The 26,544-nt window shown below is 56.2% G+C and carries 21 protein-coding genes; 1 reads left to right on the forward strand and 20 read right to left on the reverse strand.

Features of this window, described 5'->3' with window-relative positions:
• Positions 1-5: 5 nt before the first annotated feature.
• From tssK to AKL27_RS10895, 15 genes are all read right to left on the reverse strand, one after another.
• On the reverse strand, positions 6-1,367 hold the full coding sequence (gene tssK / locus AKL27_RS10825) for a type VI secretion system baseplate subunit TssK (protein ID WP_050462833.1): 1,362 nt from the start codon (positions 1,365-1,367) through the stop codon (positions 6-8).
• Entirely contained in the window at positions 1,367-1,933 is a 567-nt protein-coding gene (locus tag AKL27_RS10830) for a type VI secretion lipoprotein TssJ (RefSeq protein ID WP_050462834.1), read from the reverse strand. Before AKL27_RS10830 ends, tssK begins: the two co-directional genes overlap by 1 nt.
• The gene (locus AKL27_RS10835) at positions 1,933-2,319 is read right to left on the reverse strand and encodes a DUF4150 domain-containing protein (protein WP_050462835.1); all 387 of its coding nucleotides are present in this window, start codon (positions 2,317-2,319) and stop codon (positions 1,933-1,935) included. Before AKL27_RS10835 ends, AKL27_RS10830 begins: the two co-directional genes overlap by 1 nt.
• Positions 2,320-2,343: 24 nt before the next feature.
• Positions 2,344-2,925 (reverse strand): DUF3540 domain-containing protein, encoded by a 582-nt coding sequence (locus tag AKL27_RS10840; RefSeq protein ID WP_050462836.1) that lies wholly within the window; start codon positions 2,923-2,925, stop codon positions 2,344-2,346.
• Positions 2,925-3,995 (reverse strand): pentapeptide repeat-containing protein, encoded by a 1,071-nt coding sequence (locus AKL27_RS10845; protein ID WP_050462837.1) that lies wholly within the window; start codon positions 3,993-3,995, stop codon positions 2,925-2,927. Before AKL27_RS10845 ends, AKL27_RS10840 begins: the two co-directional genes overlap by 1 nt.
• Positions 3,992-6,211 (reverse strand): DUF2169 family type VI secretion system accessory protein, encoded by a 2,220-nt coding sequence (locus tag AKL27_RS10850; RefSeq protein ID WP_050462881.1) that lies wholly within the window; start codon positions 6,209-6,211, stop codon positions 3,992-3,994. The genes AKL27_RS10845 and AKL27_RS10850 overlap by 4 nt, the downstream gene beginning before the upstream one ends.
• A 5-nt stretch (positions 6,212-6,216) precedes the next feature.
• A complete protein-coding gene (locus AKL27_RS10855; protein ID WP_050462838.1) occupies positions 6,217-8,508 on the reverse strand; it encodes a type VI secretion system Vgr family protein in 2,292 nt (763 codons plus the stop codon).
• Positions 8,499-11,171 (reverse strand): type VI secretion system ATPase TssH, encoded by a 2,673-nt coding sequence (gene tssH / locus AKL27_RS10860; protein WP_083438978.1) that lies wholly within the window; start codon positions 11,169-11,171, stop codon positions 8,499-8,501. Before tssH ends, AKL27_RS10855 begins: the two co-directional genes overlap by 10 nt.
• Before the next feature lie 2 nt (positions 11,172-11,173).
• Positions 11,174-12,139 carry a type VI secretion system baseplate subunit TssG gene (gene tssG / locus AKL27_RS10865; RefSeq protein ID WP_083438979.1) on the reverse strand — a complete coding sequence of 322 codons (966 nt, stop codon included), beginning with the start codon at positions 12,137-12,139 and terminating at the stop codon, positions 11,174-11,176.
• Positions 12,136-13,998 (reverse strand): type VI secretion system baseplate subunit TssF, encoded by a 1,863-nt coding sequence (gene tssF / locus AKL27_RS10870; protein WP_050462839.1) that lies wholly within the window; start codon positions 13,996-13,998, stop codon positions 12,136-12,138. Before tssF ends, tssG begins: the two co-directional genes overlap by 4 nt.
• 16 nt (positions 13,999-14,014) lie before the next feature.
• The gene (locus AKL27_RS10875) at positions 14,015-14,443 is read right to left on the reverse strand and encodes a GPW/gp25 family protein (protein ID WP_050462883.1); all 429 of its coding nucleotides are present in this window, start codon (positions 14,441-14,443) and stop codon (positions 14,015-14,017) included.
• Positions 14,444-14,516: 73 nt separating this feature from the next.
• Positions 14,517-15,044, reverse strand: coding sequence for an Hcp family type VI secretion system effector (locus tag AKL27_RS10880; protein WP_050462840.1), 528 nt, complete (start codon positions 15,042-15,044; stop codon positions 14,517-14,519).
• A 147-nt stretch (positions 15,045-15,191) separates the two neighbouring features.
• On the reverse strand, positions 15,192-16,703 hold the full coding sequence (gene tssC, locus AKL27_RS10885) for a type VI secretion system contractile sheath large subunit (RefSeq protein ID WP_050462841.1): 1,512 nt from the start codon (positions 16,701-16,703) through the stop codon (positions 15,192-15,194).
• Entirely contained in the window at positions 16,700-17,251 is a 552-nt protein-coding gene (tssB, locus tag AKL27_RS10890) for a type VI secretion system contractile sheath small subunit (RefSeq protein WP_050462842.1), read from the reverse strand. The genes tssC and tssB overlap by 4 nt, the downstream gene beginning before the upstream one ends.
• A 31-nt stretch (positions 17,252-17,282) precedes the next feature.
• On the reverse strand, positions 17,283-18,215 hold the full coding sequence (locus AKL27_RS10895) for a type VI secretion system protein TssA (RefSeq protein WP_050462843.1): 933 nt from the start codon (positions 18,213-18,215) through the stop codon (positions 17,283-17,285).
• 634 nt (positions 18,216-18,849) lie between these two features.
• Here AKL27_RS10895 and AKL27_RS10900 point away from each other — a divergent pair.
• Positions 18,850-19,776, forward strand: coding sequence for a LysR family transcriptional regulator (locus AKL27_RS10900; RefSeq protein ID WP_083438980.1), 927 nt, complete (start codon positions 18,850-18,852; stop codon positions 19,774-19,776).
• A 524-nt stretch (positions 19,777-20,300) separates the two neighbouring features.
• Here the strand turns inward: AKL27_RS10900 and AKL27_RS10905 are convergent.
• From AKL27_RS10905 to AKL27_RS10925, 5 genes are all read right to left on the reverse strand, one after another.
• A complete protein-coding gene (locus AKL27_RS10905) occupies positions 20,301-20,705 on the reverse strand; it encodes a hypothetical protein (RefSeq protein ID WP_050462844.1) in 405 nt (134 codons plus the stop codon).
• A gap of 17 nt (positions 20,706-20,722) precedes the next feature.
• Positions 20,723-21,955, reverse strand: a complete 1,233-nt coding sequence (locus AKL27_RS10910) for a beta-ketoacyl-[acyl-carrier-protein] synthase family protein (protein ID WP_232310968.1) — start codon at positions 21,953-21,955, stop codon at positions 20,723-20,725.
• A gap of 55 nt (positions 21,956-22,010) precedes the next feature.
• Positions 22,011-22,328 carry a hypothetical protein gene (locus tag AKL27_RS10915; protein ID WP_050462845.1) on the reverse strand — a complete coding sequence of 106 codons (318 nt, stop codon included), beginning with the start codon at positions 22,326-22,328 and terminating at the stop codon, positions 22,011-22,013.
• A gap of 166 nt (positions 22,329-22,494) precedes the next feature.
• Positions 22,495-23,496 (reverse strand): fimbrial protein, encoded by a 1,002-nt coding sequence (locus AKL27_RS10920; protein WP_050462846.1) that lies wholly within the window; start codon positions 23,494-23,496, stop codon positions 22,495-22,497.
• Positions 23,497-23,712: 216 nt separating this feature from the next.
• Complete coding sequence (locus tag AKL27_RS10925) at positions 23,713-26,499, reverse strand: fimbria/pilus outer membrane usher protein (RefSeq protein ID WP_050462847.1); 2,787 nt, start codon at positions 26,497-26,499, stop codon at positions 23,713-23,715.
• Positions 26,500-26,544: the final 45 nt, after the last annotated feature.

The following is a 26,544-nucleotide window of genomic DNA, read 5'->3' on the forward strand; positions in this document are numbered from 1 at the left end:
AGTGGTCATGCAACCTTGCCGTCTCGCAAGCCCCATGCTTCAAAGCGCAGGTCTGGAAACTCGCCGACGATGCGCAGCGCCATCGCGGAACCGGAGAGTGTCTGTTTCCAGAACGGATCGCTCGATTCGACTTCGAAGTAGGTGCTTTGGGCGTAATAAGGAATCTGGCGCGGTGGATTGGGCAACGGAATCAGACGCGCCCCCGGCAATTGCAGATCTACCAGTTTCTGAATTTGCTCAACCGCGCCCAGCTTGGTTTGTTGAGGCAGCAACTGACGGAGTTTTTCGGCCGGCATCGCGGCGGAGACCGCAAACACGAGCTTTCTGAGATTCCACTGCTGATCGACCATGCAGATATGGACCTGATCGCCCCGATCTTCGAAGCGCAGGGGCAACACCGGTGTCTCGATCACGCGCGCCAGTGCGTGCCGCACTGCCGTCGCCAGCGGCTCGAAACAACTTTGCAAATCGTCATGGCGATAGCCAAATTCGCGACCGGCCAGTTCTTCGTCAACACCGGGCAACACGCTCAGTCGCCCCAGCAAGCCGATCAGCTCGCGATATAACAACACGGGTGGCAACGGGTCGAACGCATCGAGATTGGCCAGCCGCATGCGGTACTCGGCAATCGCCTGTCTCAGCATCAATTCGATAAAATCCGCGATGCCGCCGCCGGCCGTCAGGATTCGTTGTCCGGACGTATTTTCCAACCGTACCCGCAGCGTACTTTGCAGTTCGTTGATCAATGAATTCAGCACCACATGCGTGCGGGTGTCGAGCAGCGGCGGAATAAAACGCGGATCCAATAGTATCGTGCGGCTCGCACTGCGGCCCGCAACGCGGGCGATCGGTAACGCCACCTCGTCGGTACGAAGCTGCTTTTGCCAACACAGTCGCGTCATCAACTGACCAGTTTCAATCGTCAGGTTGCGCGGTGTGCCTGGCGCATCGAGGCCGATACTCAAGTCGCGGACCTCAGTGGCCGCAGCACGGTAACGCGAAGCCGACGTCACTTCACCGAACGCCATCTCAGGGCCGCCGCTGCCCGCAGCCTGAATCGCGAAACAGGCGACGTCGCCGGCCTGCGCCTGTTCGGTTCCCAGCGGTAACGGCAATGCATCGTGGGATGGCAATGAAAATGCGGTGCCATCCTGGAACACGCCGCGTGCACTGCGCAGGCCGAGCCTGCCAAGCCCGAGCCCGTCCTGATCGACATCGAGCTGCGTAAAACCCCAGCCGTGATTCACGGTTTGTCCGAGTCGCGACGCAACCTGGTGTGAAAAATAACGTTCCAGTTGTTGGAAATGCTGAGTTTCGATCAACATTCCATCACTCCACGCTACCGGCCCAACCGGTAAACTGCTCATTATCTTCGTCTCCTTATACCCGTTGCGTGGGGGGCTGGTTCAACTGCCACGGCATTGGTGTTTATGTTTACAGGTGCATCAAGTGCGAGCGGCACGGGGCCCGGCAGCGATGCGTTATAGATACCGCTGCGCTCAAGCAACACGGCCAGATGAATCACTTCCTGGCCATCGATGCGCACGCGAAGCGGCGCATAATTGGGCGGACGCTGCGCGTAATCCGCGTCTGCCAACAGCCAGATCTCGCCGGTGCGCGGTACTTCGATCCAGAATTGCAAAACCTGATTCGGCGCTATGACATGACGAGAAGCGGCAAGCACGGAACCATCCTGATCACGTCCGGCGCACGACGAATCGTTGCTTCCCATCGGCACCCAATCAGCCACCCGCACGATATATATGCACGACTGAACCGGTCTCGAATCGCCGTTGACACCGGGATTGAGCCGATTGCTGCCTACCAGCGTAACGTGCAACCGGCGCGGCTCGACATTCTTCGAACCAAGCGACGAACACGCTGACAGAACGCTCAGTACGAGACATGCAATCAGCGTCTGGATATATTTCATCAGCTGAGCGTCATCGTGATGGTCTGGGATGGCGTGACTGTCTGACCCGACGTATTCTGCTTATTCGGCAAATTGGTATCGGTCAGTCTGGTCTGCGGCGCACCTTGTATCAACACCTTTCCCGACCCCGTCACATGACGCGACTCGGAGGAAACGGTGCCCGATGCGACCCCGCCCATTGAACCCGGCTCATCACTGTGCGTGATCGGAATAGTCGTATTCATGTTGTGCACCGGCCCGCCGCTGTAAATGATAGTCGGCACATTCGGCACCGCTTCAGGCTTGTTCGCGATGTTCGTATACGATATCGGGATCGCCAGCGGCGGCGTTTTGCAGACATCGGAATCTGACTGCGCCATCCCGCCGGCAGAGCAATTGGCAAACATAACAACCTCCATGTATAAACTGGTTCAACCCATGTGGATTTGTCCGGCGTCGATCTTAATCAACGCTTCGGCCGACACCACAGCGCTTTGTGCATGCATCCCCAAATGCCCCTCCGTATGGACGAACGTGTTTCCGGCACGAGTGGAGTCGGTCCCACGGACATGGGTGTAACGCTCTGCCGCCACCTCTGTAACCACATCCGCCCGGCTCGCGATCTGAACCGCCTCGAAATCCAATCTGTCACTGGCTTGCAGGAGCATGCCGTGCGCCTGTATGCGAAGGCTGGCAGCACCGAAATCAAGTACCACCGCTTCCGCATCACCGCTTCGTTCGAGAATCGCGAGTACCCAGCACCCTCTTGCCGTCTGGTACAACTGGACCAGATCGTCCAATTGCGGTTTGACCAGACAACTGACCGCGACGCGGGCCAGCACCGTGTCGCCGGGCAGTGCAGAAATTCGCCACACGCCGTGGTCCTCCGATCCGCACACACGGCCGATAGTCAAATGATCGGTCCTTGTGAACAGCGCCAGCAGCGGCGCAGAAATTTCTTTGTCGCGTTCATTTACCTTCGTTTCCCGGCCCGGTTGCATTTCACTCGTCATCAGATTCCTCTTGCTCCTGGTTGGATGCGCTGCCGCCAAAGACCATCGTCATCCAGGGCAGCATCATCAAATTTTGTATTCTTCGTGTCGGCAGCGCTCCAGACATTTCTCGGCTGTCCTGTCAACAGTCCGGAGCGACAATCACTGCCGGTCAGATTGACATCACACAAATCAGCACCGCGAGCATCGATGCCCCGCAATTCCGCAGCCACGAGCTGTACGCGTTCGAGTCGGGCATGACGAAAGGCAACGCGCGGAGCGCGCAACGCCTGAAAATCGCAGTTTTTGACATTGGCATGATCGAACATGGCCTGAAACAATTCAGAGTTCCGGATCGTCATGTCGGTCAGTACCGCGTGATCGAAACTCACGAACGGCAACGTGCTCCCGTTTATGCTGCCACCGGTCCAGTGGCTGTGTGACCAGGCGGCCTGTTTCAACTTGCTCGCTTGCAGCGTCATCTGTTCTATTTTCGAATCTATCCAGCGCACGTTGATGCCGCTGCAATCAGTCAGAACAACGCCGGTGCAAAGACTCTGACCAACGATGAAATTCTCAAGCTCGACCGCCATGACTTGCAGTTCGGAAAGCTGGACGTCGATCCACGACACATCGGACCAACGCGCGCCGCGCAGCGAGACCTTCGTCAGTTCGCTCGCCACGAACGATACGTGGGCCGCGCGGACTGCATCGAACTGCAACGACGCACCTTTGATATTGGCCAGCACCATGTCCTTTAACAGACTGTCCTGCCATCTGGCGCCGCGAATCTCGCCGCCCGTGAAGGATAGTCCTCGCAGCACGCTGTCGGCCCATTCCCCCTCGGCGATCTGGCAATTTTCAAAGACCAGACGCGTCAGGTCACAATCTTCAAAGTGATTCGCATCGAACCGGCAATTGACGAATCGCAGGCCGGACAGCCGGCACCGCGACCAGTGCAGCTGGTCGAAATGGCAATCCTCGTAAATCGTATCGGACAAATCGAGGTTTTTGTGCGACGACGTGTAATGCCGTCCCCGAATTACTGACGGCAAGGCGGGCACATCCGGCGGCAACAGGGGGGCATTCATTCGCCCCTCCTGGGTACATCGATTCGTCCCGTGTTGAGGTTCCGGCTCCATACACCGGACTGTGGCAACAGGGCCCATGAAGTACTTGCCCGGATCAGATTGCAATCGTGCATCCGGGTCTCGCGCATGTCGGCGCCGTAAAGGATCGCCTCTTTCAGCGAACAGCCGTCAAACGATGCGCCGGCCAGACAGGCATGCATGATGTTCGCGCCGTCGAGTAACGTCGATGTCCAGTTCGACCGCTCTGCCTTCAGGTGTTGGCCGTTGAATTTGATGAACGAACAGTGATTGACCTGCACCCCGAGTGCCTGCAAGTCCTGAAAGCTCGACGACCGGAACACGCAATCGGTAAGGTGCGCGTGCTCCAGCGACGAGCCGTACGACAATACTGCCGACGACAACGTCGTTTGTTGCCATGTGCTCCGGCATAAATTACTCAACAGCACACTCAGTTTTGTCATCGTGCATTGCGACAGTTTCAGGTCTGTCAGTTTGCATTCAACCAGGTCGATTCCCTTCGCACGTACCTGGTTCCAGGTCCAATGACAGGCATCGACGTCGTTCCAGGACACGCCCTGCCATTCCACATCCTGTATGCAACCACGCGCACCGCCGCCGCCCTGCACGACCACCATCGACCACGCTCCCGCTGTCGCTGTAAAGTCGTCAAGCCGGCACGTCTCCAGGTTGACGCGCTCCAGCGTCACGTTGTTCCAGGAACTGCGCGCAAGTTCGCAACGAATCAGTGCACCGTCCTGCCATTGCACCTCGTTGAACGCGGCATCGACGCATGTGCAGTCGACCATCTGTACCTGGCTCAGCGAACAGTTCAGCCAGTTGCTCTGATCGAATCGGCAACGCTCGAACCGCACTTCTTCGAAACACCAGCCGTCAAGTCGCAACGCCGACAGATCAGCGCCCCGGATGGTCACCCGCGCAAGCCCGGCAGCATCAGCTACGCTCAAACGTTGTCGCCAATCCTGACCGTCAGGCGGCGGTGCCGGCAATGTACCGGATTGCATTTTTTCTCCGGACGCGTTCAGCCTGATCTGGTCTTCGCGTGCCACGGTGAGGCTCATAAGCTGGCCTTCGAGCCGCGTTCTGACTTCCTTGCGATGGTAAGGTACAGGACTAAAACGAGGGTGATCATCCGCATCAAGAATGAGATCCCAACTCCAGCCCCGGTCGACCGACGGCATCAACGGATGATCCGCCTGTTGCGTCGGATCAATGCAGCTCAAGTCCACACGCTGCCCGGCAAATGCCATCAAGGTGTCGACGTCGAATGGTTCCTCCGCATCCTTGAATGCAGCGACCAGCATGGCCGGACTGTCATCAAGAACGTAAGCGGTCGCAATTGCGCCATTCCACCACAGCACACCGATATCACGATCAGGAAGGAACCAGAGAGTCTGTTGCCTGAGCGCAAGTTGATCGGCGCCGGTGCGGTCGGTGCGCGTGACCAGCGCGACTGCGGCAAGACGTGGCAGTAACCCGCTATACCCTGCGCCATGCTCGCCGAAACCGCGCAGTTCGAAACGCGCGCCCGGTGTCCAGCTTTCGCGATGCGACCATTGATCCGGTGCCGCCTGCTGAAAAAACCGAAGATCGACACTGGCAGGCCATCCCATGTGCGTACCGTCACGCGCCATTGCCTCAGACGTGCCGGGCCGGGCGGGCATCCATTGCCGGCGTTCTGGCCAGTCATTTGCGAGCGCCCCCATCGCGGCCAGCGGTTCTGGAGCAACGCCCAGCACCCCCACACGCTGCAATGGCGCCGTACCTGACACGATGCCGAACGGATTTTCTCCGGCCCCGCCCGCGGCCGCCTGCACCGGATCAATCGTGAGTCGCGCGAAGGCATCTGGTGCCGACCCGGGGTTCGCTTTCACGCGACACGACACCGTCTTGCGAACGCCGTCGAGTTCAACCGAAGCGTTCCACTCAACCATGCCTCTATGGTCTGCGGCGGTTATCCGGTGCACTGATTCGCCGGCCAGCAACCACTCCGCGCAACGCTTCGGCATGGCGACCTCGGCCAACGGCACCGATGGCGTCGCCGCCTTCAGCGCCTCCCAGACTGCCGCTTCATGGACCAGGATCGTCGGATCGCTGAGCCGGAAGCCGACACCGATACTGATCGCCAGCATCGGCGTAGCACCAATCTGGGTTCGCGCCGTCGCAATAAGTGCGGCCTGAGGCTTGATATGACGCATCGGCATCAGCTTTTCACTTGCATGCCAAGTTTCTTCAGATCCACACCGGTATCCGAATAACTGGCACCGGTGTACGAATAGCTGACACCGGTGACCGACGTGCTGTTGCCGGTGGTCGAATTGCTTGAACCGACAGTAGAGGTCGTGCTGCCTGTGGTAGACATGCTCGTCCCTACCATTGTTGTCGATGATCCCGTGGTCGACATGGAAACACCGGTGACGCTGGTCGACATGCCCGTATTCGACATCGATGTGCCAACGATACTGGTTGTTGAGCCCACCACTGATGTGCTGGCGCCGGTCATGCTGTTCGATGTCCCGGTAAACGACAGCGAGACGCCGGTCATGCTTTGCGACTGTCCTGTGGCAGACGTGCTGACGTCGGTCATCGAGGTTGAAATGCCCGTCATGCTGGTTGACACCCCGGTCACCGATGTCGTGGTGCCGGTCATACTGGTTGCTACGCCGGTGAACGAGGTGTTGACGCCGACGAACCCTGTATTGACGCCGGTGAACGAGGTATTGACGCCGTTGAACGAGGTATTGACACCGGTGAACGAGGTATTGACGCCGGTGAAGCCGACCGACGAACCGGTAAACGACAAATTGGCGCCGGTAAAATTTACCGACAATCCGGTGAAGTTGACCGACAGCCCGGTAAAGGTTACCGCGATACCCCTGAAACTGATCGCCGCCCCCGTCACCGACGTCGACGTGCCGACCACCGATACGCTCGAATCCTGGCCGACTGCCTTCGAGCTGTTACGCTCGACGGTCTCTTGCATGTCGCGCTCGGCATGAATCATCACGCGCTCCGCGCCACGCTGGTCGTCGAAGGTGAGCTGACTGGCATTCTGAGGTTGTCCTGCCTGCTTGATCGATCGCGATACCAGCCCCGTATAGCGAGCATCCTTCGGCAAGTCGTAGGGTGTCGGATTATCGCCGTTGTAGACGATACCGGTCACCAATGGCCGATCAAGGTCACCGTCCACATACGTCACCAGGACTTCCTGTCCGGCCCGGGGCATGGCGATGACACCCCAGCCCTTGCCGGCCCACGCCTGAGACACCCGGATCCAGCATGAAGCGTCGGCTTCCACCGTCTTGTAGCGATCCCAGTGGAAGTGCACCTTGATGCGCCCCAGATTATCTGTATATACCTCGGAAATCAGGGGTCCCACTACAGTTGCGCTCTGAATCCCCGGTACCTGCGGTCGCGCCGTCACCAGCAGCGGCCGATATGGCTGATTGTCAGCCAACGCCCTGAATTTGACGCCGACATTGCGCCCTTGCGACGAGCTGTCCGGTCCATCCTGGACGAATGACAATTCGCTGCCGATGACGTAATAACGGCGATTGCGCGTAGACGCCGGGTAACCTACCAGCGTAAATGCCTGGCCCGTCGTCAGGCCGCGTGCATTGGCCTCGCCGATCAAAACATGGGCATCTGCCTGAAACGCATCCAGCCGCAGCCGTGCCAGCCGTTCGCCGTTTTGTTCGTCCTGATAGCCCGTCGCGTAGTCGTAATATTCGAGCTGGACACCGGACAATGCCCGCCCGGATGGCGTCTGCGCATCGCTGTCCAGGCGGTTCGACGGCACCAGATAGTTGAAATCGCGCAGCGCGACGTTATTCGACCGTACCCGCCGGGTACGCTGTAATCGCTGCACCCCTTCGCGTCCATGGATGGCCCGCGCTTCTTCGCCGTCAGGCAAATACTGGAGCTGGCCATAGGGCGATGCCTGGTCACCGAAGCGTTGCGTGTCTGACAGCACGACAACATGCCGGTCTGATTCGTGCGCAATCCAGAAATATATTCCCTCGTCTTCCAGTAATCGCTTGACGAAATTCAGGTCGGATTCCTGAAACTGCACGCAGTATTCGCGTGGCTCATACATTCCTTCCAATTCAAAGCGAAAGCCGCTGCGTTGATGTCCGGCGAACACCTGTTCGACGATTTCCGGCACCGTCAGGTTTTGAAAAATCCGGCTGTTCCGGTTTTCTTCCAGGAACGACAACCAGCTTCTCAAGTCCAGCGTATAGGTATATTGCCCGCTCAGTTGTCCGGTGTCATAACCGCCAAACACATAGGTACTGAAGGTGCGCACCGCGCCATTACCCAAATCGATATCAACCGATAACGGCGTACCAAGCAGTTCATCCAGATCCAATTCCGGATCATGACTCAACACATCAATACGATACGACGGCTCCTGCGAGAAATCCTCTCGCACCGTCAACGCCAGCGCCATGCAACCCGAGTCCAGCGCATCACTACGCAATTCGATCAGACGCATGCCGGTTCTCCCTTCGTACCGGCATCAGCCGGCATATTCAGACCAACCGGCATCAACTCCCCATCGGTCTCGTCCTGCTCGGTTCCATCATCGAGTGTGAGCAACAGCCTGTCGGTCGCGGACAACCGTACCGTCTGTAACGTTCGGCCTTCCGCACGCGCAACCAGCACGCCATGCGCCACTACCGGCAGCACATGTTGACGCAGCAATTCGCGTACTGCGCGGCCGTTGGCCGGATGTTGTGCAATTGCCCTGGCAATCCAATCCGCGACGTTGTCTTCGACCTGCCAGCCAAGTCCGTTTTGAGCCAGTCGCTGGCCAATTTCATCAAGCGCCTGATATGCAATACCGGTCAGCGCCGCAAGATCAAGCGGCCGGAACACGACAACCTGAATCCGCGCCAGCAGTGCCGGAGAAAAACGTCCTTGCAATCGCTCCCGCACCAGTGCCTCCAGGCTGGCCTGCGACACCTGCGGATCGGCCTTGCACGATGCTTCAATCTCCGCATCGCCCAGATTGGTCGTCAGCAAGATCAAGCTGTTGCGAAAACTGATCCGGCGTCCGTCGCCATCCTCCATCCACCCCTGATCGAAGACCTGATAGAACACCTCATGAATGTCTGAATGTGCCCGGTCAAATTCGTCGAGCAACAAGACGCTATACGGCTTTTTCCGGATCGCCTCAGTCAGGCGTCCGCCCTTGCCGTATCCAACGTAGCCGGGAGGAGCCCCTTTCAGCGTTGAGGCCGTGTGCGCCTCTTGAAATTCGTTCATGTTGAACTGTACGAGGTTGCGCTCTCCGCCGAACAGCAACTCCGCCAATTTTGCCGCAGCCTGACTCTTGCCAGTACCTGTCGGTCCCGCCAGCAACATGACGCCCAACGGGCGCTGCGGATCGCCGAGACCGGAATGCGAGACATGCAATGCCTGCACAATCGCGCGTATCCCATCTGACTGGCCGTGGATGCAAGTGTTCAGCGAACACTCCAGATCAACGATCCGCTGTGCTTCGTCCTGTGCCAGTTGTGTGACCGGAACACCGGTCCACTCTGCCAGAACTTCGGCGATGACGTGGGCGTCGACCCAGGGCCGCACCAGATGATCAGCATCGACACGTGCCGCCAGCGTGCCGTCATCATCGGATTTGCTTGCAGCTGAAGCCGGCGTGGCGCGCATCCGGGCCAGCCACGAGTTCACTTCCTCGCGTTGTGTTTCAACAATGCCCTTGAGCGTTTCCGCTTCGACTTCAATGCGATTGCGCTGAGCTTCAAGATCAGCATCATCGTCCGGCGTTGAAACACCCATCCGGCGATCGTTAGCCCGCCACTGCAAAGCCTGCCCGATTGCCATCGCCTGCTGCCCGAGGCGCTCCAGGCCGGCTGGCGCACAGCTCTGGCTCATCGCGACCCGCGCGCATGCCGTATCCAGCAAACTGATCGCCTTGTCCGGCAGTTGCCGGGCCGGAAGATAACGTCTCGACAGCGCGACAGCACTGCGCAGCGCAGCATCGACGATGTGTACCTGATGATGCTCGGCAAAACGCGGTGCGATAGTGCGCAGCATGTCAATGGCTGCAGCATCACCCGGTTCATCGACTGCCACGGTCTGAAAGCGCCGGACAAATGCAGCATCGGGCTCGATATATTGCTTGTATTCCGACCACGTAGTCGCCGCCACCATGCGCAATTGCCCGCGCGCCAGCATCGGCTTGATCAGATTGGCGGCGTCACCGGTACCGGCCGATCCACCGGCACCGATCAGCGTATGGGTTTCATCGCAAAACAGAATGATCGGCGCCGGTGCCGCGATCACTGCATCAACCAACGCCTTCAGCCGTTGTTCGAATTCGCCGCGGACCCCTGCCCCGGCCTGCAGACGCGCCAGATCCAACGCCCACACTTGCGCCCCCAACAGACCCGGAGGCACGGCACCCGAGTGAATTCTCTGTGCCAGTGCTTCGACTACGGCCGTCTTCCCCACGCCAGCCTCACCGACCAGGATCGGATTGTTCTGACGTCGCCGCGACAGGATGTCAATCACGATTCGCAACTCGTCATCACGCCCTACCACCGGATCAAGTTCGCCACGCGCAGCCTGGTCGGTCAGGCAGGTTGCCCACTTGGCAAGCACACCATCCGAACCCGCCTCGTCAACCGGAAAATAACCAGAGCTTTGCGACGGATTTTCCGCTGCCTCGGACCATCTCGCTTCCAGCATTTCGTAGCGTTTTGCGACCTCATCGGTTGAAGCCGCAGTGATGCCTTGCGGGATCCGTTGCTGAAGCCAGCGGCGTGTGACATCTTCATCAAGCCACGCGAGCAGCAAATGTCCGGAGCGGACTTTGCCCGACGGTGCCGCAATCTGGCTCCAGATCACGGCAGGACCGACACTGCGCTCCAGCGAAGCAGATATGTCGCGCAGCGAATCTCCGCTTACGTCGAACCCGTCCAGCGCTTTCTCCAGGCGGCGCTTCACGTCGTCGACATCGTGTCCCCATTCCGCGAAAAGCCTGGAAAAATCACTCTGCTCACGCTGCAACAGACACAAAGCCCAGTGGTCAAGATCGATAAAGGTGTGGTGCCTGGACCGACCCAGCGTCGTGGCATCAACCAGCGCCGCATAAGCCGTGCGACCAAGGCAATTGAAAATACGTTCGCGATTCACGTCTAGTTCCGAAAAAAATCGTAGATGGTTAAAGTACGTAGTGCATGATTCGGTCGAGACCATGTATCGACACCGAGGCGCATGCGTCCAATTTTTCCGGCGATTTCAGGGCGTGTTCGCACCTGGACCCTGATCACCGGATCAATCTTGCCGTCGACAAAATCCGTGACGACTGCGCATAACGCCATCGCAGCCGCTGAACGACGTTGCCAGCGGTAAAATTCTGCTGCATCTATCGGGCCGATTACGACTTCCATCGAGTGCTGGACATCCCAAATCCTGGCCCCGATCCGGCGCCCGCCGCGCAATGCCAGCGGCACCGGAATCCAGCGTCCGTGACGCGGCGTGATCCTGAACGGCACACCAAAGTAGCGCACCAGCATTCGCTGCAAATCGGCCAGCGACCGCCGAGGAGCGCAGTACACCCCTGGGAAGGCACGTCGGCAAGCCCGGGCGTCATGACTTGCCGTCGCTTCTTCATGCCGGCGACCGGCATCCGCCAATGCCGTTACCCGCTCGGCGAAAGGATTGCGCGCGCGCTCGTATCCAAGCACCGGATGCATTGACGACCAGGCAAAGTAATGCAGCCATGCCATATCGCCACAAATGACGTTGACAAAACGTTCGAATGCAGCATTGCGTTCAAAGCGCTTTTCTTGCATTGCATGTTCAGTCACGTGCAACGGCATCGGACCATACGGTGCGAACAATCCGAAATGTCTCTGAATCACGTTGACCTGATGATAGTCATCCGCTTCAATGAAGCGGGTCTGTCCGATTCGCACACTCGCAACGTCCGTGCTCGCAAAATGCATTTCTGCCGATTGCTCGATACGCAGCCACGGCGGACTGCGCCTCATGCGTCGCAGGGAGCCGGTCCTTTCCCGCTCCAGCACTTCCACCCGGCGCATCAACTCGAAAAAGTTGCGACGCGGCGTCAGTGCGCGCTGAATCTGTGCAAGGATCACAGCAGTCTTCCTTCGCCGGCGCCGGTGTTCACATGCGTGCTGACAATCTCGCCGTCCAGCCGCACGCCCACCTCTATGCCGTCGTTGAGCGTTGCCGCCTCCGCCAGCGCTTGCGCCAGCAACCGTCCAAACAACCAGCCGCCGCGGTCCGAGTGCGCCGACTCTGCGATATCTATATCGACGCGCGTGGCCTGCACGAAAGAACGCGGCACCGCACGTCCGGCCGCAATAAACGTCGCTTCCAGATGGACCGAGAGCAGACTTTCAATCCGCTGACGGTCAAGCGCGTCGTCACGATTGGCGGCAAGCAACAATTGCTCGACTATCCGCGCGGTGACGTTCTGCGCCTTTCCGACACGCAGCGCGAGCGGGTTTTGCCCCAGATGTGAGGTTGCATCCCAACACATTTCGACGGATGGCATGCCGCGCGGCGCGCTTCCGGGCCACAGGCATTCGATGCGGCGTACGGCGACCGGATCAAGCAAACTGAGTTCAGCATCAAGCAGCGCTGAGGGGCGCCAATCACGGTCGACCACCAGCGCCTTGCCAGTAATCAATGCAATGTCATCCAGTTCCACAGCGTCATCCAGCGTCGATACTGCAATCAGATCGTGGCTGGCGAGCGGGTCGAAACGATCACGTCGCGTGCCGTCGGCGAGCAAGCCGCTCTCTCGCCGCAAGCTATAGCGAATTGCTTCACTTCCGCCTTCATAGCCGGCGGTCTCCAGCACCGAACGTGCCGTATGTGATTTGCCATTGCTTTCGCATACCTGCACGGCCGTCAATCCCCACAGAAAATACGCGGCAGGCAACATCCGGTCCACGGGTATCCACTGTTCGGTCAGATTGGCGTCATACGGCACCGGATCGAAACGCTTGGGATACAAATTAATCACCGGCGTTGCGAACAGACGAAATTGATTCGCGTCAACTTCGCCAACGAGCGAATTCGGTACGTCACGCAATGAAAAAAACAATTCGAACGAACGTGCAGACGGATTGATTTCTGCAACGGCCGCCAGCACATCGAGATAGAATCCGAGCAGCCGCGCCGGCTGGGCAAAATATTCCCGCAACAGCCGCAAACCTGGCAAAGCACTGAAGTCCGGCGGCAGCAGCGCCTCGGCATCGTCTACACCGGACAAGCGGATACCCGTCAGCGGCAACTTCAGAACTTCATCGCCGTGCGCCGTCGGCACCAGCGCATACCACCCGCTGCTCGATGTCAGCAACATCCGATGCAGTGCGTATGCACGCGGCAGATCTCCGGCAAGACTCAGATGCAACGGCGGGACGCTTCCCTCGCCGCCGCACAGTTCGGCGATGGTTGACATTCCCTCCAGTTCGAAGCGGAACCGCAACACCGCCTGCGATGAAGCAAGTTGCTGCGCCAGTTGAGAAGGCAATCCATTCAGGCTTCTGCTGCATTCAGCCTTCGCAATGCGCAAAGGCAGCATCGTCACGTCGCGGGCCGTGGCAAAGGTGACCGGAAGCTTTCGGCCCGGCATGCGGGCCGACACCAGCGTACCGCGAGGCAGCGTATAGCGCCGGAACGCATCGGGGGAATCCAGATCCGGGTGAAATGCAAACGTCGAGATTACGGGCGTCGCCGCCATGAACAACGGGCAGATACGGCCAAGTGCCTGCTGCGCAAACTCGGCACATTCGCGATCAAGTCGCGTCTGTACCCGTGCCGACAGATAGGCAACGCCTTCAAGCAGCCGCTCAACGAACGGATCAGTGATCGCCTCCGGATGCAAACCGAGTTCCGAGGCAACCTGTGGATGTTCCTTCGAAAATCGTGCACCTGCTTCGCGCAACTGACGCAACTCATCGTTGTAATGATCCAGGAAACTCATGATTGTTCGTTGTGCATCAATCGCCAGCCAAACTGAAGAACCCGTTCAGATAATCGAGCGCAAGACTTGCCCTGATCTCGGCACCGTCGTCGCGTGCCGTCATCAGAATGTCAAAATACATCGTATGCGATACATCCCGGTTGCGATCAAGACGTGGTTGCACCTGGATGCGGGTGCTGACCACGCGCGGCTCGAAACGACGTATCACTTCGCCAATGTGCGCCGCCACATGTACCGGATCGAGGCCAATGCCGCCTGATATTTGCAGCGGCGGGCAACCGTAATTCAATACCGAATACGCAACCGGACTGCTATCCGAGGCGTTGATTCGCCCGCCGCGCAGCGAACAATTCATCAATTCAACCAGATGATGCGCAACGATTTCCCGCAACGAGTCGTGGTGAAATCGTTTCGACAGCTTGTTGTAGAGTGAATGTGCGCTCACATGCATATTTCCGTGTGTCACGCCTTGAATCGCGACACCTCCATGGTTTATTCGAAAGAAAAATTCTCTCGGATCAGATTGGCGCGTTCAACTTGAGATCGTAGCCAGCCTTGATGACCGCTCCCATGGCGCCATCATCGCGCTGTTCGCGGTACTCGAATTCGATCTGTGCAAAATTGATCTTGATCTCATCCGTCGGCAGCACGTTGTCGACTTCACCACTGCCATGACCGAGCAGCGAAAACGGCATGTTGCCAAGCGTGCGAAACGAAGACACCAAACCGCTGGCGAAGGAAATCGTAAGAAATTCCTGCTGTCCCTTGCCCGACTTGCGGCAGATCAACTTGGCGCTGCCGATATGGTCACCGGTTGCGCACATCAGAAACAGCTTCGGAGAGGCCTTGTTCGACACCATTCGAAACTCGAAGTCTTTCATCTCGACCTTGCCAGCACCGCCGCCACTGCCGAATCCCCAGCGCCCCGAATTTTCTTCCGCCCATTGCCAGCTCTGGATCTGGATCAGCCCCGGATACTGTTGGTCGGTCGACTCGCCTTCAACGCCATCGATTTGCAGAAAATAATCAACCAATGCATTTGCCATTCTAAGGTTCCTAAATTAGGTTAAAAAACAACTGGTCCACCGTGCACACAATCTTGTCGCGCAACGCCACTCACTGCGATGTCGCTGCACGACATTTCGAAATCCACCATCTGTCGCATGAATCGAAAAGTCTCCGGTCTTCTCAAATCAATTTTCGACATCCAGCTTGGTCGATGGCAGCTTCGAAACCAGTCGGAGGGACACGGTCAATCCTTCCAACTGAAAATGAGGGCGCAAGAAAAATTGCGCGCGATAATATCCGGGGTTTTCCGGAATTTCGTCGACCACCACCTCGGCGGCCGACAACGGACGCCGCGACTTGGTGGTCTCGCTCGAAATCGACGGGTCACCGTCGACATAATTCATCAACCAGTCGTTCAGCCAGCGCTGGGTATCCTCACGCGACTTGAATGTACCGATCTTGTCGCGGACGATGCATTTCAGATAATGCGCAAAACGGCAGGTCGCAAAAATGTATGGCAGGCGCGATGACAGATTGGCATTCGCCGTCGCATCGTCGTCTTCATAGATTGCCGGACGATGCACGGTTTTCGCGCCGATGAAGGCCGCCGTGTCAGAGTTCTTCCGGTACACCAGCGGCATCAGGCCGGATTCCGACAATTCGTGCTCGCGACGGTCAGAAATGGCGATTTCCGTCGGACAACTCAATTCAACTTCATTGTCCTGCGATGGCGAAATGAACTTGGGCAGTACTTCGACTGCGCCACCGGACTCGATGCCGCGTATCTTCGTGCACCAGCCATACGTCTTGAACGCACGGGTTATATTGGCCCCCATTGCATAGGCAGAATTCGCCCAGCAGAAATCTTTTGAAGAATCAGGATCGACTTTTTCCTCGAAACCGAATTCCTCGACCGGTAGCGTTTTCGCGCCATAAGGCACGCGCGCCAGAAAACGCGGAAGGGTCAACGCCAGATAGCGGGAGTCATTGCTTTCCCGCAAGCGACGCCAGAATGCGTATTCGGTTGAGGTAAAAATCTTGGACACATCGCGCGGATTCGACAATTCGTTCCAGTTGTCCATCTGCAGCAGTCCCGGTGCGGCTGCGGAGATAAATGGCGCGTGCGCAGCGGCCGCGATTTTCGACATTTCAGTCAGGATCGATACATCCTGCATGCTGTGATCGAACTGATAGTCCCCGATCAGACAGCCAAACGGCTCGCCGCCAAACTGTCCGTATTCTTGTTCGTACACCATCTTGAAAATCGGACTCTGGTCCCACACCACACCTTTGAAGCGTCGCAGTGTCTTGCCAAGATCTGCCTTCGATATGTTCAGGTAACGAATTTTCAGATTTTCGCTGGTGTCCGTGTTCGAGACCAGATAATGCAAACCGCGCCACGCACCTTCCAGCGTCTGAAAATGCTTGTTGTGCAGCACCTCGGTTAACTGGTCGGAAATCTTCTTGTCCAGTTCCGCAATCAGTTGCTCGACGGTCTGCGCAACGTCTTCCCGAATCACCACCCGGCTACCGCGCGCATACGTCAGCAATGTCTCGACGGCACTCTGGACCGCCTCAGCGGCTTCATTCGTCCTGGGCCGGAACGAGCGACGCAGAATGTCTTTCAGGTCGCCATCAATGCGTTCTTCTACAACGACGCGCTCTGGCGCCGATTCAATCTGGCCGGAAATACTCATTCTCCCTCCTGACCAGGTGCCGGGTTCTCTGGCGTCGTACCGGCAGGAGCCGCTTCAGAAACGGCCGCCTTGAGACCATCCCAGTCCGGATTCTTGAGCAATTCCTGGATCAGATCCTCGGCTGCTACCTTGCCATCCATGTACGTCAGCAATTCCTTGAGGCGATTGCGCGCCTCAAGCAACATCGACAGTTCAGGGATACGCCTGACGACTTCCGCCGGTTCGAAAGACTCCATTGATGTGAACGTCAGATCAATTGGAATCAGCGTACCATCGTCCGTGAGCACGTTTTTCACGTGATAATTCAACGACGGCCGGATCTGCTGCATGCGCTCATCAAAATTCTCGACATCGATTTCCGAAAACCGGCGTTCCTCGACCGGCCCCAGCGACGCGACGTTATCGCCGGACAAATCCGCCATCACGCCTGCCACAAAAGGCAATTCGACCTTTTTCTGGGAACCGTAGATTTCCACGTCGTATTCAATCTGCACCCGGGGAGCACGGCTTTTCCCGATGAACTTCTGCCCGTCTGTTTGACGCACCATATTATTCATACTCCTAGATCAAAAACATCAATTACCTGACGACAGCGCCGGGGCGATCTATCTGGGTAGCCAATGCCCCGCCCTCCGCATAGAGTTCTGCCATCACTTCCTCGAAACTTGCTCCGAGCATGCGTCGAACGCGCAACAAGAAAATCGGTGCGGGATGACTCGGCTCATGAATCCGAAAATATTCAACGATCCGATCCAGCGCTATCTCCACGCCCTTTCGCGTCGTCACTTCAGCTATGCCGTCGACAATTTTTGCGCGTTCGACAGCGACAACTCCCCCAGGCTCGCCGGTGCCGACATCGGCGAAAACCGCGACAGAGACAGCAGCGACGCTCAATCGCGCCAGCGCCCGGCCCAGCAACTGCAAAACGTCCGAGACATCGAAATGCTGCTCAGCGAGCATCATCAAGCCATCCATTTTCAGGAAAGCACCCTGAATTTCCGTCAACAAGTCAAGCGCCGTCGCCTTGAGCTCCTTATCATCGTGAATCGCACTGCCTTCTCCGCTGACAAACGCATTGAGCGAGATACCTGTCGTTCCAAAACTCGCATTGCCGAGCTGATGCAAAAATTGCGGCTCTGATATCCAGCGCAAGTGCAAGGTATGAATCTCTCGGGGAGACTCCCCTGGCAAGGCCCGCGGGTGAATCTCATCAACTGGCGAACTCATGATGTCGGCGAGCACGTTGATGCCCTCCGCCAGTCCGGCCATTCCTCTTCTCGCCATGCAGGCACGCATGTACCAGATCGCCACACGAATATCCTTCGCCCGCGCCAGAAGCCCGAGACAGGAGGTTTCGATCGAACTCCATTGAAAACTGCTCTCGCCTTTTCTCTGCGGCGCATTGCCGACCGCGTCGTATTCACAAATCGCGGCGTCAATCAGAGCGAAGTCCTCGTCAAAATCCAACGCATGAAGCTCCAACACGTTTTCGTTCCGAGAATCCTTGTCCATTACGCCTCCCGATTCATGCTGCTGAAACCAAATCGATTTCCTTTTTTTGCAGAGAAAAATCCGCCACGCCAAAACACTTCGCTGGTTGAACAACAAGCGTCGCGCAGTCGCTGCGCCATGACACAAGCACACTGCATTCACGTTGGAGTCACAATGAATTGAGCGGCTTTTTGTTGGCAAGAAAATAATACAACTATATTTTTGGTTCAGTGCTAGCTACTTCTGTTGAGGGTGTTACCCAAACAAGCAACACCGGGAAGGCGAACCGAAGCGTGGCTGCCGATGAGAATTCGACACGATTGAAATTTTGAAATTTTTATTGTTCAACATGTCGATCTTTCGGACTAATCCTATATTTATTTGAGAAATGAATACTTAAAGTGGCATGCCTGACAATTAATTGATCAGGTGTGGAGACAAAAAAAAGAAACAAGAATGCGCCGTATCGTTTTGAAAACAAGATGACTGATCGGTTGCTACCGAGAAGCGAAGCACCCCTCAACAAAGTTCATCTGGCGGCCGCAGCGCTGCTTTTCTCAACGCCTTTGCGTTACGGTGTCGCGCAGTCATCTGCTCCCGATTGAAACCATGGCGACCAGCCGATACTGAAAAGTACATTGTTTGGAGGCGGCAAATGAATATGGATTTGAACAGGAATCGCATGCGGTACTTCGAGGCTGTGAAGGAACATAAATCGATTCGACGGGCAGCCGAACAACTCAATGCCAAACCGTCTGTCATTACCCGACAGATACAAACGCTTGAAAATGAAATCGGCACCGAGTTATTCGAGCGCAATCACAAAGGCATGATTCCTACCGAAGCGGCCTATTTTCTGACCGAGTTCTGGCTCAGTTGTCTCGCGCAAAAAGAAAATCTGGACGACCAACTACGCACTCTGCGCGAGATACAACATGGTCATATTCAAATTTCGCTGTGTGAAGACGTGGCAGAGAGTTTTTTGAATGAAGCATTGTCTGAATTCATTCACCTCTATCCCAAGGTCGAGATTGTCGCCAACGTCCGGGCAACCAATGCAATTATCGGTAACGTGGTGGAAAACGTCGCTCATATCGGCATCGCATACAATCCGCCCATGTGTGCCGATATAGACACTCATGCCAGTTCGCGACATTGCATCGTCGCGGCAATGAGACCAGGACATGCCCTTGCGCAACGCACTGGCCCCATTTCACTTCAGGATGCAATTGAATATCCCTGCGGATTGATGCCGACCTCCTACGGCCTCGGGCAACTGGTTCAAAATATCGCCTGCGCTGAAGCGTTGACAATCAAGGCCGCTTTTACATCAAACACGCTGCTCATGCTGAAACAGTACGCGAAGGCTTCCGATGGCATTTCCTTCCTGACTGATTTCTCGGTAAGACGTGAAATTGCCGCAGGAGAGCTGGTTGCCATTCCTCTCGCTCACCCCCTGTTGAACAATCAACATGTCAAGGTATTGGTAAAAGCCAAACGCCCGTTGACGCGCGCCGTCCAGGAGTTACTGACACATATCAAGCAACGAATGACAGTATTTAATGACGCCGGCTTCGATTGAAGCCGGTACGTGATGTGCAGAAAACTGCTTCTTCTTGATTGTTGACTCGCGCGGAAAGCCGGTTCATCCGGCCGTAGATTCGCATGCAGACCTGCTCCCCGCTTACGACGTCATCCGGCGCAAACAATCGGGCAGGAATCCGGGGCAATCGACATGGCCTTTTCCCGAGTGATTGACGAGTTACCGCGCAAAAAAGCCCCGCTCCGGGGGGGACGGATCGGGGCAAAAAATGCAGTTCTGCTTGCGCAAAAACTACACCAGGTCGTCAGTTGGTTGAGGGAAACTGACGACCCGTAGAAAGATAACAACATATTTCGTTGCGTTGGCATCCGCTCTCACGCAAAACACGGAGCTGTTGCGCGTGCGTACCAATGCATTGTCTGAGCAGGTAGTTACGCAAGCGACGGCGCCATTTCATTTACCCTCGACATGGCTTGATACTCTCTTACTTTTCAGGAAATCCGGCACCGCCGCTTTTCAATTTCCCGGCCAGCCGCGCGACGAACCGACTGGGAAAACCCGGCTCAATGACTTACCGACTTGCCATTCCACAATGTCTTCCAGCTGTTCTCTTTTGCCAGCAAACCGATCACTGAACATAACGGCTTGAAAAATATCTCGCGCAAAATCCAGCCTTTCCGGTTTCCTGTTGCACGCATGCCCATTTGGTAAGCGATATCTTCGACAAACCAGGTGACAGGAATCTGTGCGATTTTTGCAAAAACAGGATATCGCTGCATCAGTCGTACATAAGGAACGCCCCAGAAATGATAGCCACGCAAAGTACGCTCAGAGAAATTCTCTTTGCTGTACAGCACATCGGCCCGCCAAAGTTCCATGTCAACACTGCCGATCCGGCACAGCTCCGTGCAGATGACTTTCTGGCTAGGCTCCCATACCGGGACTTCTTGTGTTTTCAAGATTTTCATTTGATTTCCTATGTTATCTAAGTATGATTTTTCACAACCAGCACCGTATTACTACCACCAAAAGCAAATGAATTTGATACCGCATATTCAAGACCAGTCACTGGCAATCCTCGCTGTGGTACGTAATTCAAATCACACGCACTGTCTGCCTGCGACCAATGCGTGGTGGGCGGCACAATCTGCGTTTTCAAAGCAAGAATGGTCGCAATCATTTCTATCGCGCCTGCGGCACCCAGCAAATGGCCGTGTGCCGACTTGGTGCTGCTGACCGGGATACGATAGGCATGCTCGCCCAACATTTCCTTGATCAGTGCTGTTTCAACCACGTCGCCGACTTTGGTGGCGGTGCCATGCGCATTGATATAGCCGATTTTTTCCGGCGCGATCCCTGCATCCGTCAGGGCCCGGCCAAAAGCAAGCTTTTGCCCGTTCAAATCCGGTTTCGACAACGACTTGGCATCATTGCTGACCCCATAGCCGACAATTTCCGCGATTGGCCTGGCACCACGCTGCAACGCATGCTCCAGCGACTCCAGTACCAATACCGCAGCGCCTTCCGCCAATGCAAACCCGCTCCGGTCCGCACTAAAAGGGCGGCAGCCAGTGCCCGGCGAATCGCCTGGTTCCTTGCACAACACTTTCATATCGATCCACGACTGGATGATCGCCGGCACCAACAGCGCTTCAGCACCGCCGGCCAGCGCGACATCAAGATAGCCGTCGCGAATCCGCCGAAAAGCCTCACCGATCGCCACGCTTGATGATGAGCAAGCACACGAATAGGTTTGCGATTCGCCCTGTATGCCATAACGCAAACCGATGTGCGAAGCTGGCGCATGGGTCATCGCAGCCAGCACGATCAGCATTTTCTTCTGCGGCGATATCTTGTAAAAATCGAAAAAACCTTCTTGCAAGGATTGGGCACCACCCATTCCACTGCCAAAGAAAACCCCCGCTGACTCACCGAGCGGCAACGGGAGCGTACTCCCTGCCGAATCGATGGCTTGCCTGGCGGCGATGAGCGCCAGTTGACTGACACGATCAAGTTGCCGGTTTTCCAATGTGGAAAAATGCGCATCCATATCGATATCGACAACGCCTAAACCTCGTGTCGCGCATAATTCACTGACCATGCGTATGCCAGTGGCACCCGCAGTCAGATTCGCAAAGAAATCGTCGACGTTATTGCCTAGCGGTGTAACCGCTCCCATGCCGGTGACAACCACCCTGCGTGCAGCAAGCATATTCATTTTCAAGCCCCCTTTTTCCGCCCTGGAACTTGCAGTTCCATTTTTCGGGCATCGTCTATGCCTGCGATTTTTCTTTCTTCAATTCCGTTTTCTGTTGATTTTTCTGGCGCTGGTATTGTTGTAAAAAACCATCAGCCAGTTCGTCGATATCTGTCGGAAATGCTTCCTTGTCAACACCTTCAAAGTTCAGTTCGACGTCATAATGCTTTTCCAGCAGCAACTGGATTTCAACCATCGCCAACGAATCGAAATGCTCGATCAAGGTATCGAATTTCTTTCCTGACAATACCAATTCCCGATCAATGCCCATATATTCGCTGACCAATGTCGCCATTTGATTTTTTACCTCATCAATTGTCAATTCCGGCTTCATTTTATTACCCCCCCGTAAATTAGTAACGTATCAACAACATACGCCAATCAGACTGGCTGATCGCCAGCCCTGCCATCGATGCAGCATCTCCACAAGCATTCTTGCTTAATCCTGCAGCGAGCTCAAACTATTTTCAACTACGACTTAACCGTATCCGCACTACCCGCTAATTCGTTTGCAACGTAAAGGTAGCAACGGTATTTGCGCTCCCTGGCGTCACGGCTGGCCGGGTCTGAATATATTGTGCGGAAAAGCCCATACTGAAGCGTGTACCCGCCGAAATTACCGTTATGCCCGGGGTTTCAAATTGCCCCAGGTTTACCGGTGTGCCGGCCTGATGGAGCATTTGTATACCTACGCCGGTCGCCGTTGAACCACCGCCTAACGCCAGCGTACCTGCGTAACCTGAAATATCAGCCGTTCCATTGAATTGAATCAGCAGCTTTGGCGGCGCGCTGGTGCAACTCACATTCAGGTTGAATGCCTTATTCCCCTGAACCGAATTCAGGCCGGTAAACTTGTTGGTGGCGACGCTGTTCAATGAAACAACTTTGTTGACGGAATCGACATCTACGGTGCAGCCGCCGCTTTGGATATAGCCGCCATTGGAGACATATATCTGCAGTGCCTGATAGCCCGGCACGTTATCGCTGCCATACTCGCCTACGCTCAGCGGACCGGAGCCGACAGTAACTGCGGTCTTGATCAGCTCGAATTTGAACTGCCCCGGAGAGAAATACATCACTCCGCCATTGGTCGTACTGCCCGCTGTTCCGTAGGGATTGCGCCATTGTGCAGGCGCCAGAGTGACGCCATCCGAATAAGTGAGGCGATAGCCGATGCCCGCCAGGTTGGTGCGGTACACATTGGGAAAACCGGCGACCGGAGCACCGCCATTCATCGACGGCGTAAAGGTTTCCAGATCGTTGAGCTGACACGCCAGATAGTTACTCGCGTTGATGAGCGTTTTCGACGGCGCAGTTTGCGTGTATGACGCGAGGACGGCGCCTACCGGAGCCGTACCGGCACCGAACACCGTGCCAATATTGATATTGAACTGGACCTTTTTCGCGCCATAGGGGTTACCGACCAGTGAGCAAGCTGCCTGACTCTCTCCACAGATCAGGAACAATCCTGCCAATCCGAACAAAATATTCCTGATATTCATGTACACACCTTCATCCTGTCAATATTGCGTTTATTACGAATAAATCCGATTTTCTTTCACATGCTGCGCTGCGGCCACCTGCCTGAATATCGTATGAACATTCAACCTGGCCACCGTCTTCACCATTAGTTCTTCATCAGCGGAAGGCATCACATCCGGGCTCGCCTTCCATGCTGATCACGCCGCTCTTAAGTGAAGCAGGTGCGCTGCATTTTTCTATTTGCTTAACGCCTTGCCTGCCTTGACCGCAGAGACTGCCGAAAGTGACACCACCTTCGGCGCCAACACGGTCTGCTGGCAACTGCCTTCGATAAAACTGATGGCTGCTTGTCCTTTAACCGGCTCGGGCAATGTGTACGTCATTTGGCACTGCTGGTCAGCAGCATCACCCCACTTCACGGTCAGCACGCCGCTATCGGCAACACCCCGGACAAACGCTTTGCTGCCCTGACCAACCACACCAACCGGTTGCTGCTGTTCGTTCAACACTTCGGCGGCGAAGGGCAACGGGCTGCCATCAGGACGTGTCACCTTGAACGTGACGGCACGGCTGTTATCGGTTTCAAATTTATACATGACCACCGAACCCATACGTGGCGCGACCGTCTTGCTGGTTTCCTTGAACTGGATATCATCGGACGAACCCTTGGGATCAATCTCGATCGTATTGTTCTCATAAGGCCGCAGGTACGGTGCCACGGCATGACCGCTGCTATCGACCGTGACCCCGATCGCGCTGCTGATGCCGGCACCTTCGGCATTCGGCGCAACAATGATGCCGACGGCATCGCCCAGTGTTTGCGACAGCGATACGCCGCCGGGATAGGCGACGATGCCGCCGTTGGCATTGAACGAAACCTGGCTGTTATCGCCAGACCGGCTGAAGCCGACACCCAGGTTGGCGCTGCTCGCCTGATAACCCATGTTGGCATTGAAATAATTGCTGGTGCCGCCATCACCGCTGGTACGGCTGCCTGATACGCCATAGGTAACCTTGCGCGCCTCGTCCACGGTACCGTTGACACCAACCTGCATATTGGTACTGCTGTTGGAGCCCGTATTCCGTGTCAGATAGCTATTCATCGTCGGCGCATTCGAATCTCGTCCGAGCGGAATCGACAACGACAGCATGATCCGATTGTCGCTGCGGCCACCGTTATAGCCGGCGCCATAGAACACGTTTGCCATCTGCTGTGCCTGCAACTGATCCGACGTCATCGGCGCTGTTTGCGACAAAGTACGCTGCACCGACAGATTCCAGCTCACCCGGCCCCAATTGGCACCGTAACCTGCAGAAAAAGAGGTCTGACGACCGAGGTTGCCGCCCCAATACTGCACCGAACTGCCAGACAGAAACAGAGAACCCGGGCCAACTGCCTGACTGATATTCAGGTCGAGCCGACTGCGCTGACGGTTGATCTGGTTGATGTTTTCACCGCGGGCCGCCAGGCTGCGCACACTGACGGCATCGTTCAACCCCAGATAGCCGCTACTGGAAAAGCGATAAGCGCCGAGCGCGAAATTGGTGCCTGTCTCGGGAATATTTTTGTTGTATGCAATCTGAATGCTTTGCCCTTGCAAAGCACTGCTGGATTGCAATTTCGTGTTCGAAACAGCGGCGTCGACAGCAATCGCCCCGATCGGGGTGCTGACGGCGGAGCCTACCTTGAATTGCAGATAGCCTTCCGAAGCAGCAAAGCCACCATAGCCGGTGAGGAAATTGTTGATCCCCTTCTGCAAAGTACCTTGCATCACCCATGGCGTGGCATTGCTGACGCTGCTGTATTGACTGAGCTGACCTACTGCTACGCTGTATCTGATCGCACCGGGACGCAGCAATTGCGGGATTGCGGCATAAGGCACGACGAACTGACTTTGACGACCACTTGTTTCGGTCACGGTCACCAGCAAATCGCCGCCATAACCGGTGGGGTAGAGATCGTCAATGACAAACGGACCCGGCGCCACCGTTGTTTCGTAAATGGTGTAGCCTCTCTGGCTGATGGTGACGCGGGCATTGCTCTCGGCGATGCCGCGCACTACCGGCGCGTAGCCTTGCTGTGATTGCGGCGTTTGACGATCATCGGTGGCAAGCTTGATCCCGCGCAGACGCACGCTATCCATGATCTGCCCGTCAGTAAAACTGTCACCCAGCACCAGTTGCGATCTGAGTTCGCTGATATCGCGCTGGAGGTAGGTAGCGGTATTCTGATAAGCCGTACGGCCTGTGATCGAACTCCAGCCTTGTGCACCTTGATGCCGCAGGCGCCAGTCGCCCAAATTGATGCCGCCGTTCAAGCCCAGATACGATTGCGATCCGGCGTTGCCGCTGGTGGCCGCCGACGAGCTGAAGTTATAGCCGAGCAAAGCCGCAGTGACGCCGCTGTCGAGCAGAGCAGGATCGACATAGCCACGCGCGGACCGGTTCATGAAGATCTGCGGCACGGTGACGGTAAGCGTCTGTTCACCGGCGTCAAAAGACACCGTGGCGCCTGCGATCCAGATACCCAGGTCGCCGCACAGAGGACCATCAGGAATCTGATGAGCAGCCACCTCGGCTTCACTGCGGGTACCGTCGCCACGCGCAACTTTGTTCAAATCCACCCCAAACCTGGTCAGCATGGCGCGATCAAAACAGGGCATCGCGCTTTCCTGATTTGGCAAGTTTTTGAACACAATATCATTCATGCCCTGCCAGCCTTGATTGACGGAGACGCCAACGCGATAAATGCCAGGCAACACGATATTGGCTTTATCGAACCGAGACAAATCCGCCTGTTCATTCATGCCGGGTGCAAAGGATCCGGCGTCGAATTGCATCGCCGCCAGCGAGAATGGTTTGGCAGGTGCCGCCACGGCTGTACTTGTTTGAAAGAGCAGGCCCGAGAACATGCCGGAAATCAGCATGCTGAGCAAGCGCGGCTGCAATTCAAAAAATACGCCTGCCTCGACATGGCGACCAATAGGATTGCGTTGCAAAAAATGTAGCGATCTGTTCATCATTATTTCGAAATTGAAAACGCAAGTCCAAATGCCTGCTAAAAAGCA

The sequence above is a fragment of the Herbaspirillum autotrophicum genome, from assembly GCF_001189915.1.
Taxonomy (GTDB): domain Bacteria; phylum Pseudomonadota; class Gammaproteobacteria; order Burkholderiales; family Burkholderiaceae_D; genus Herbaspirillum; species Herbaspirillum autotrophicum.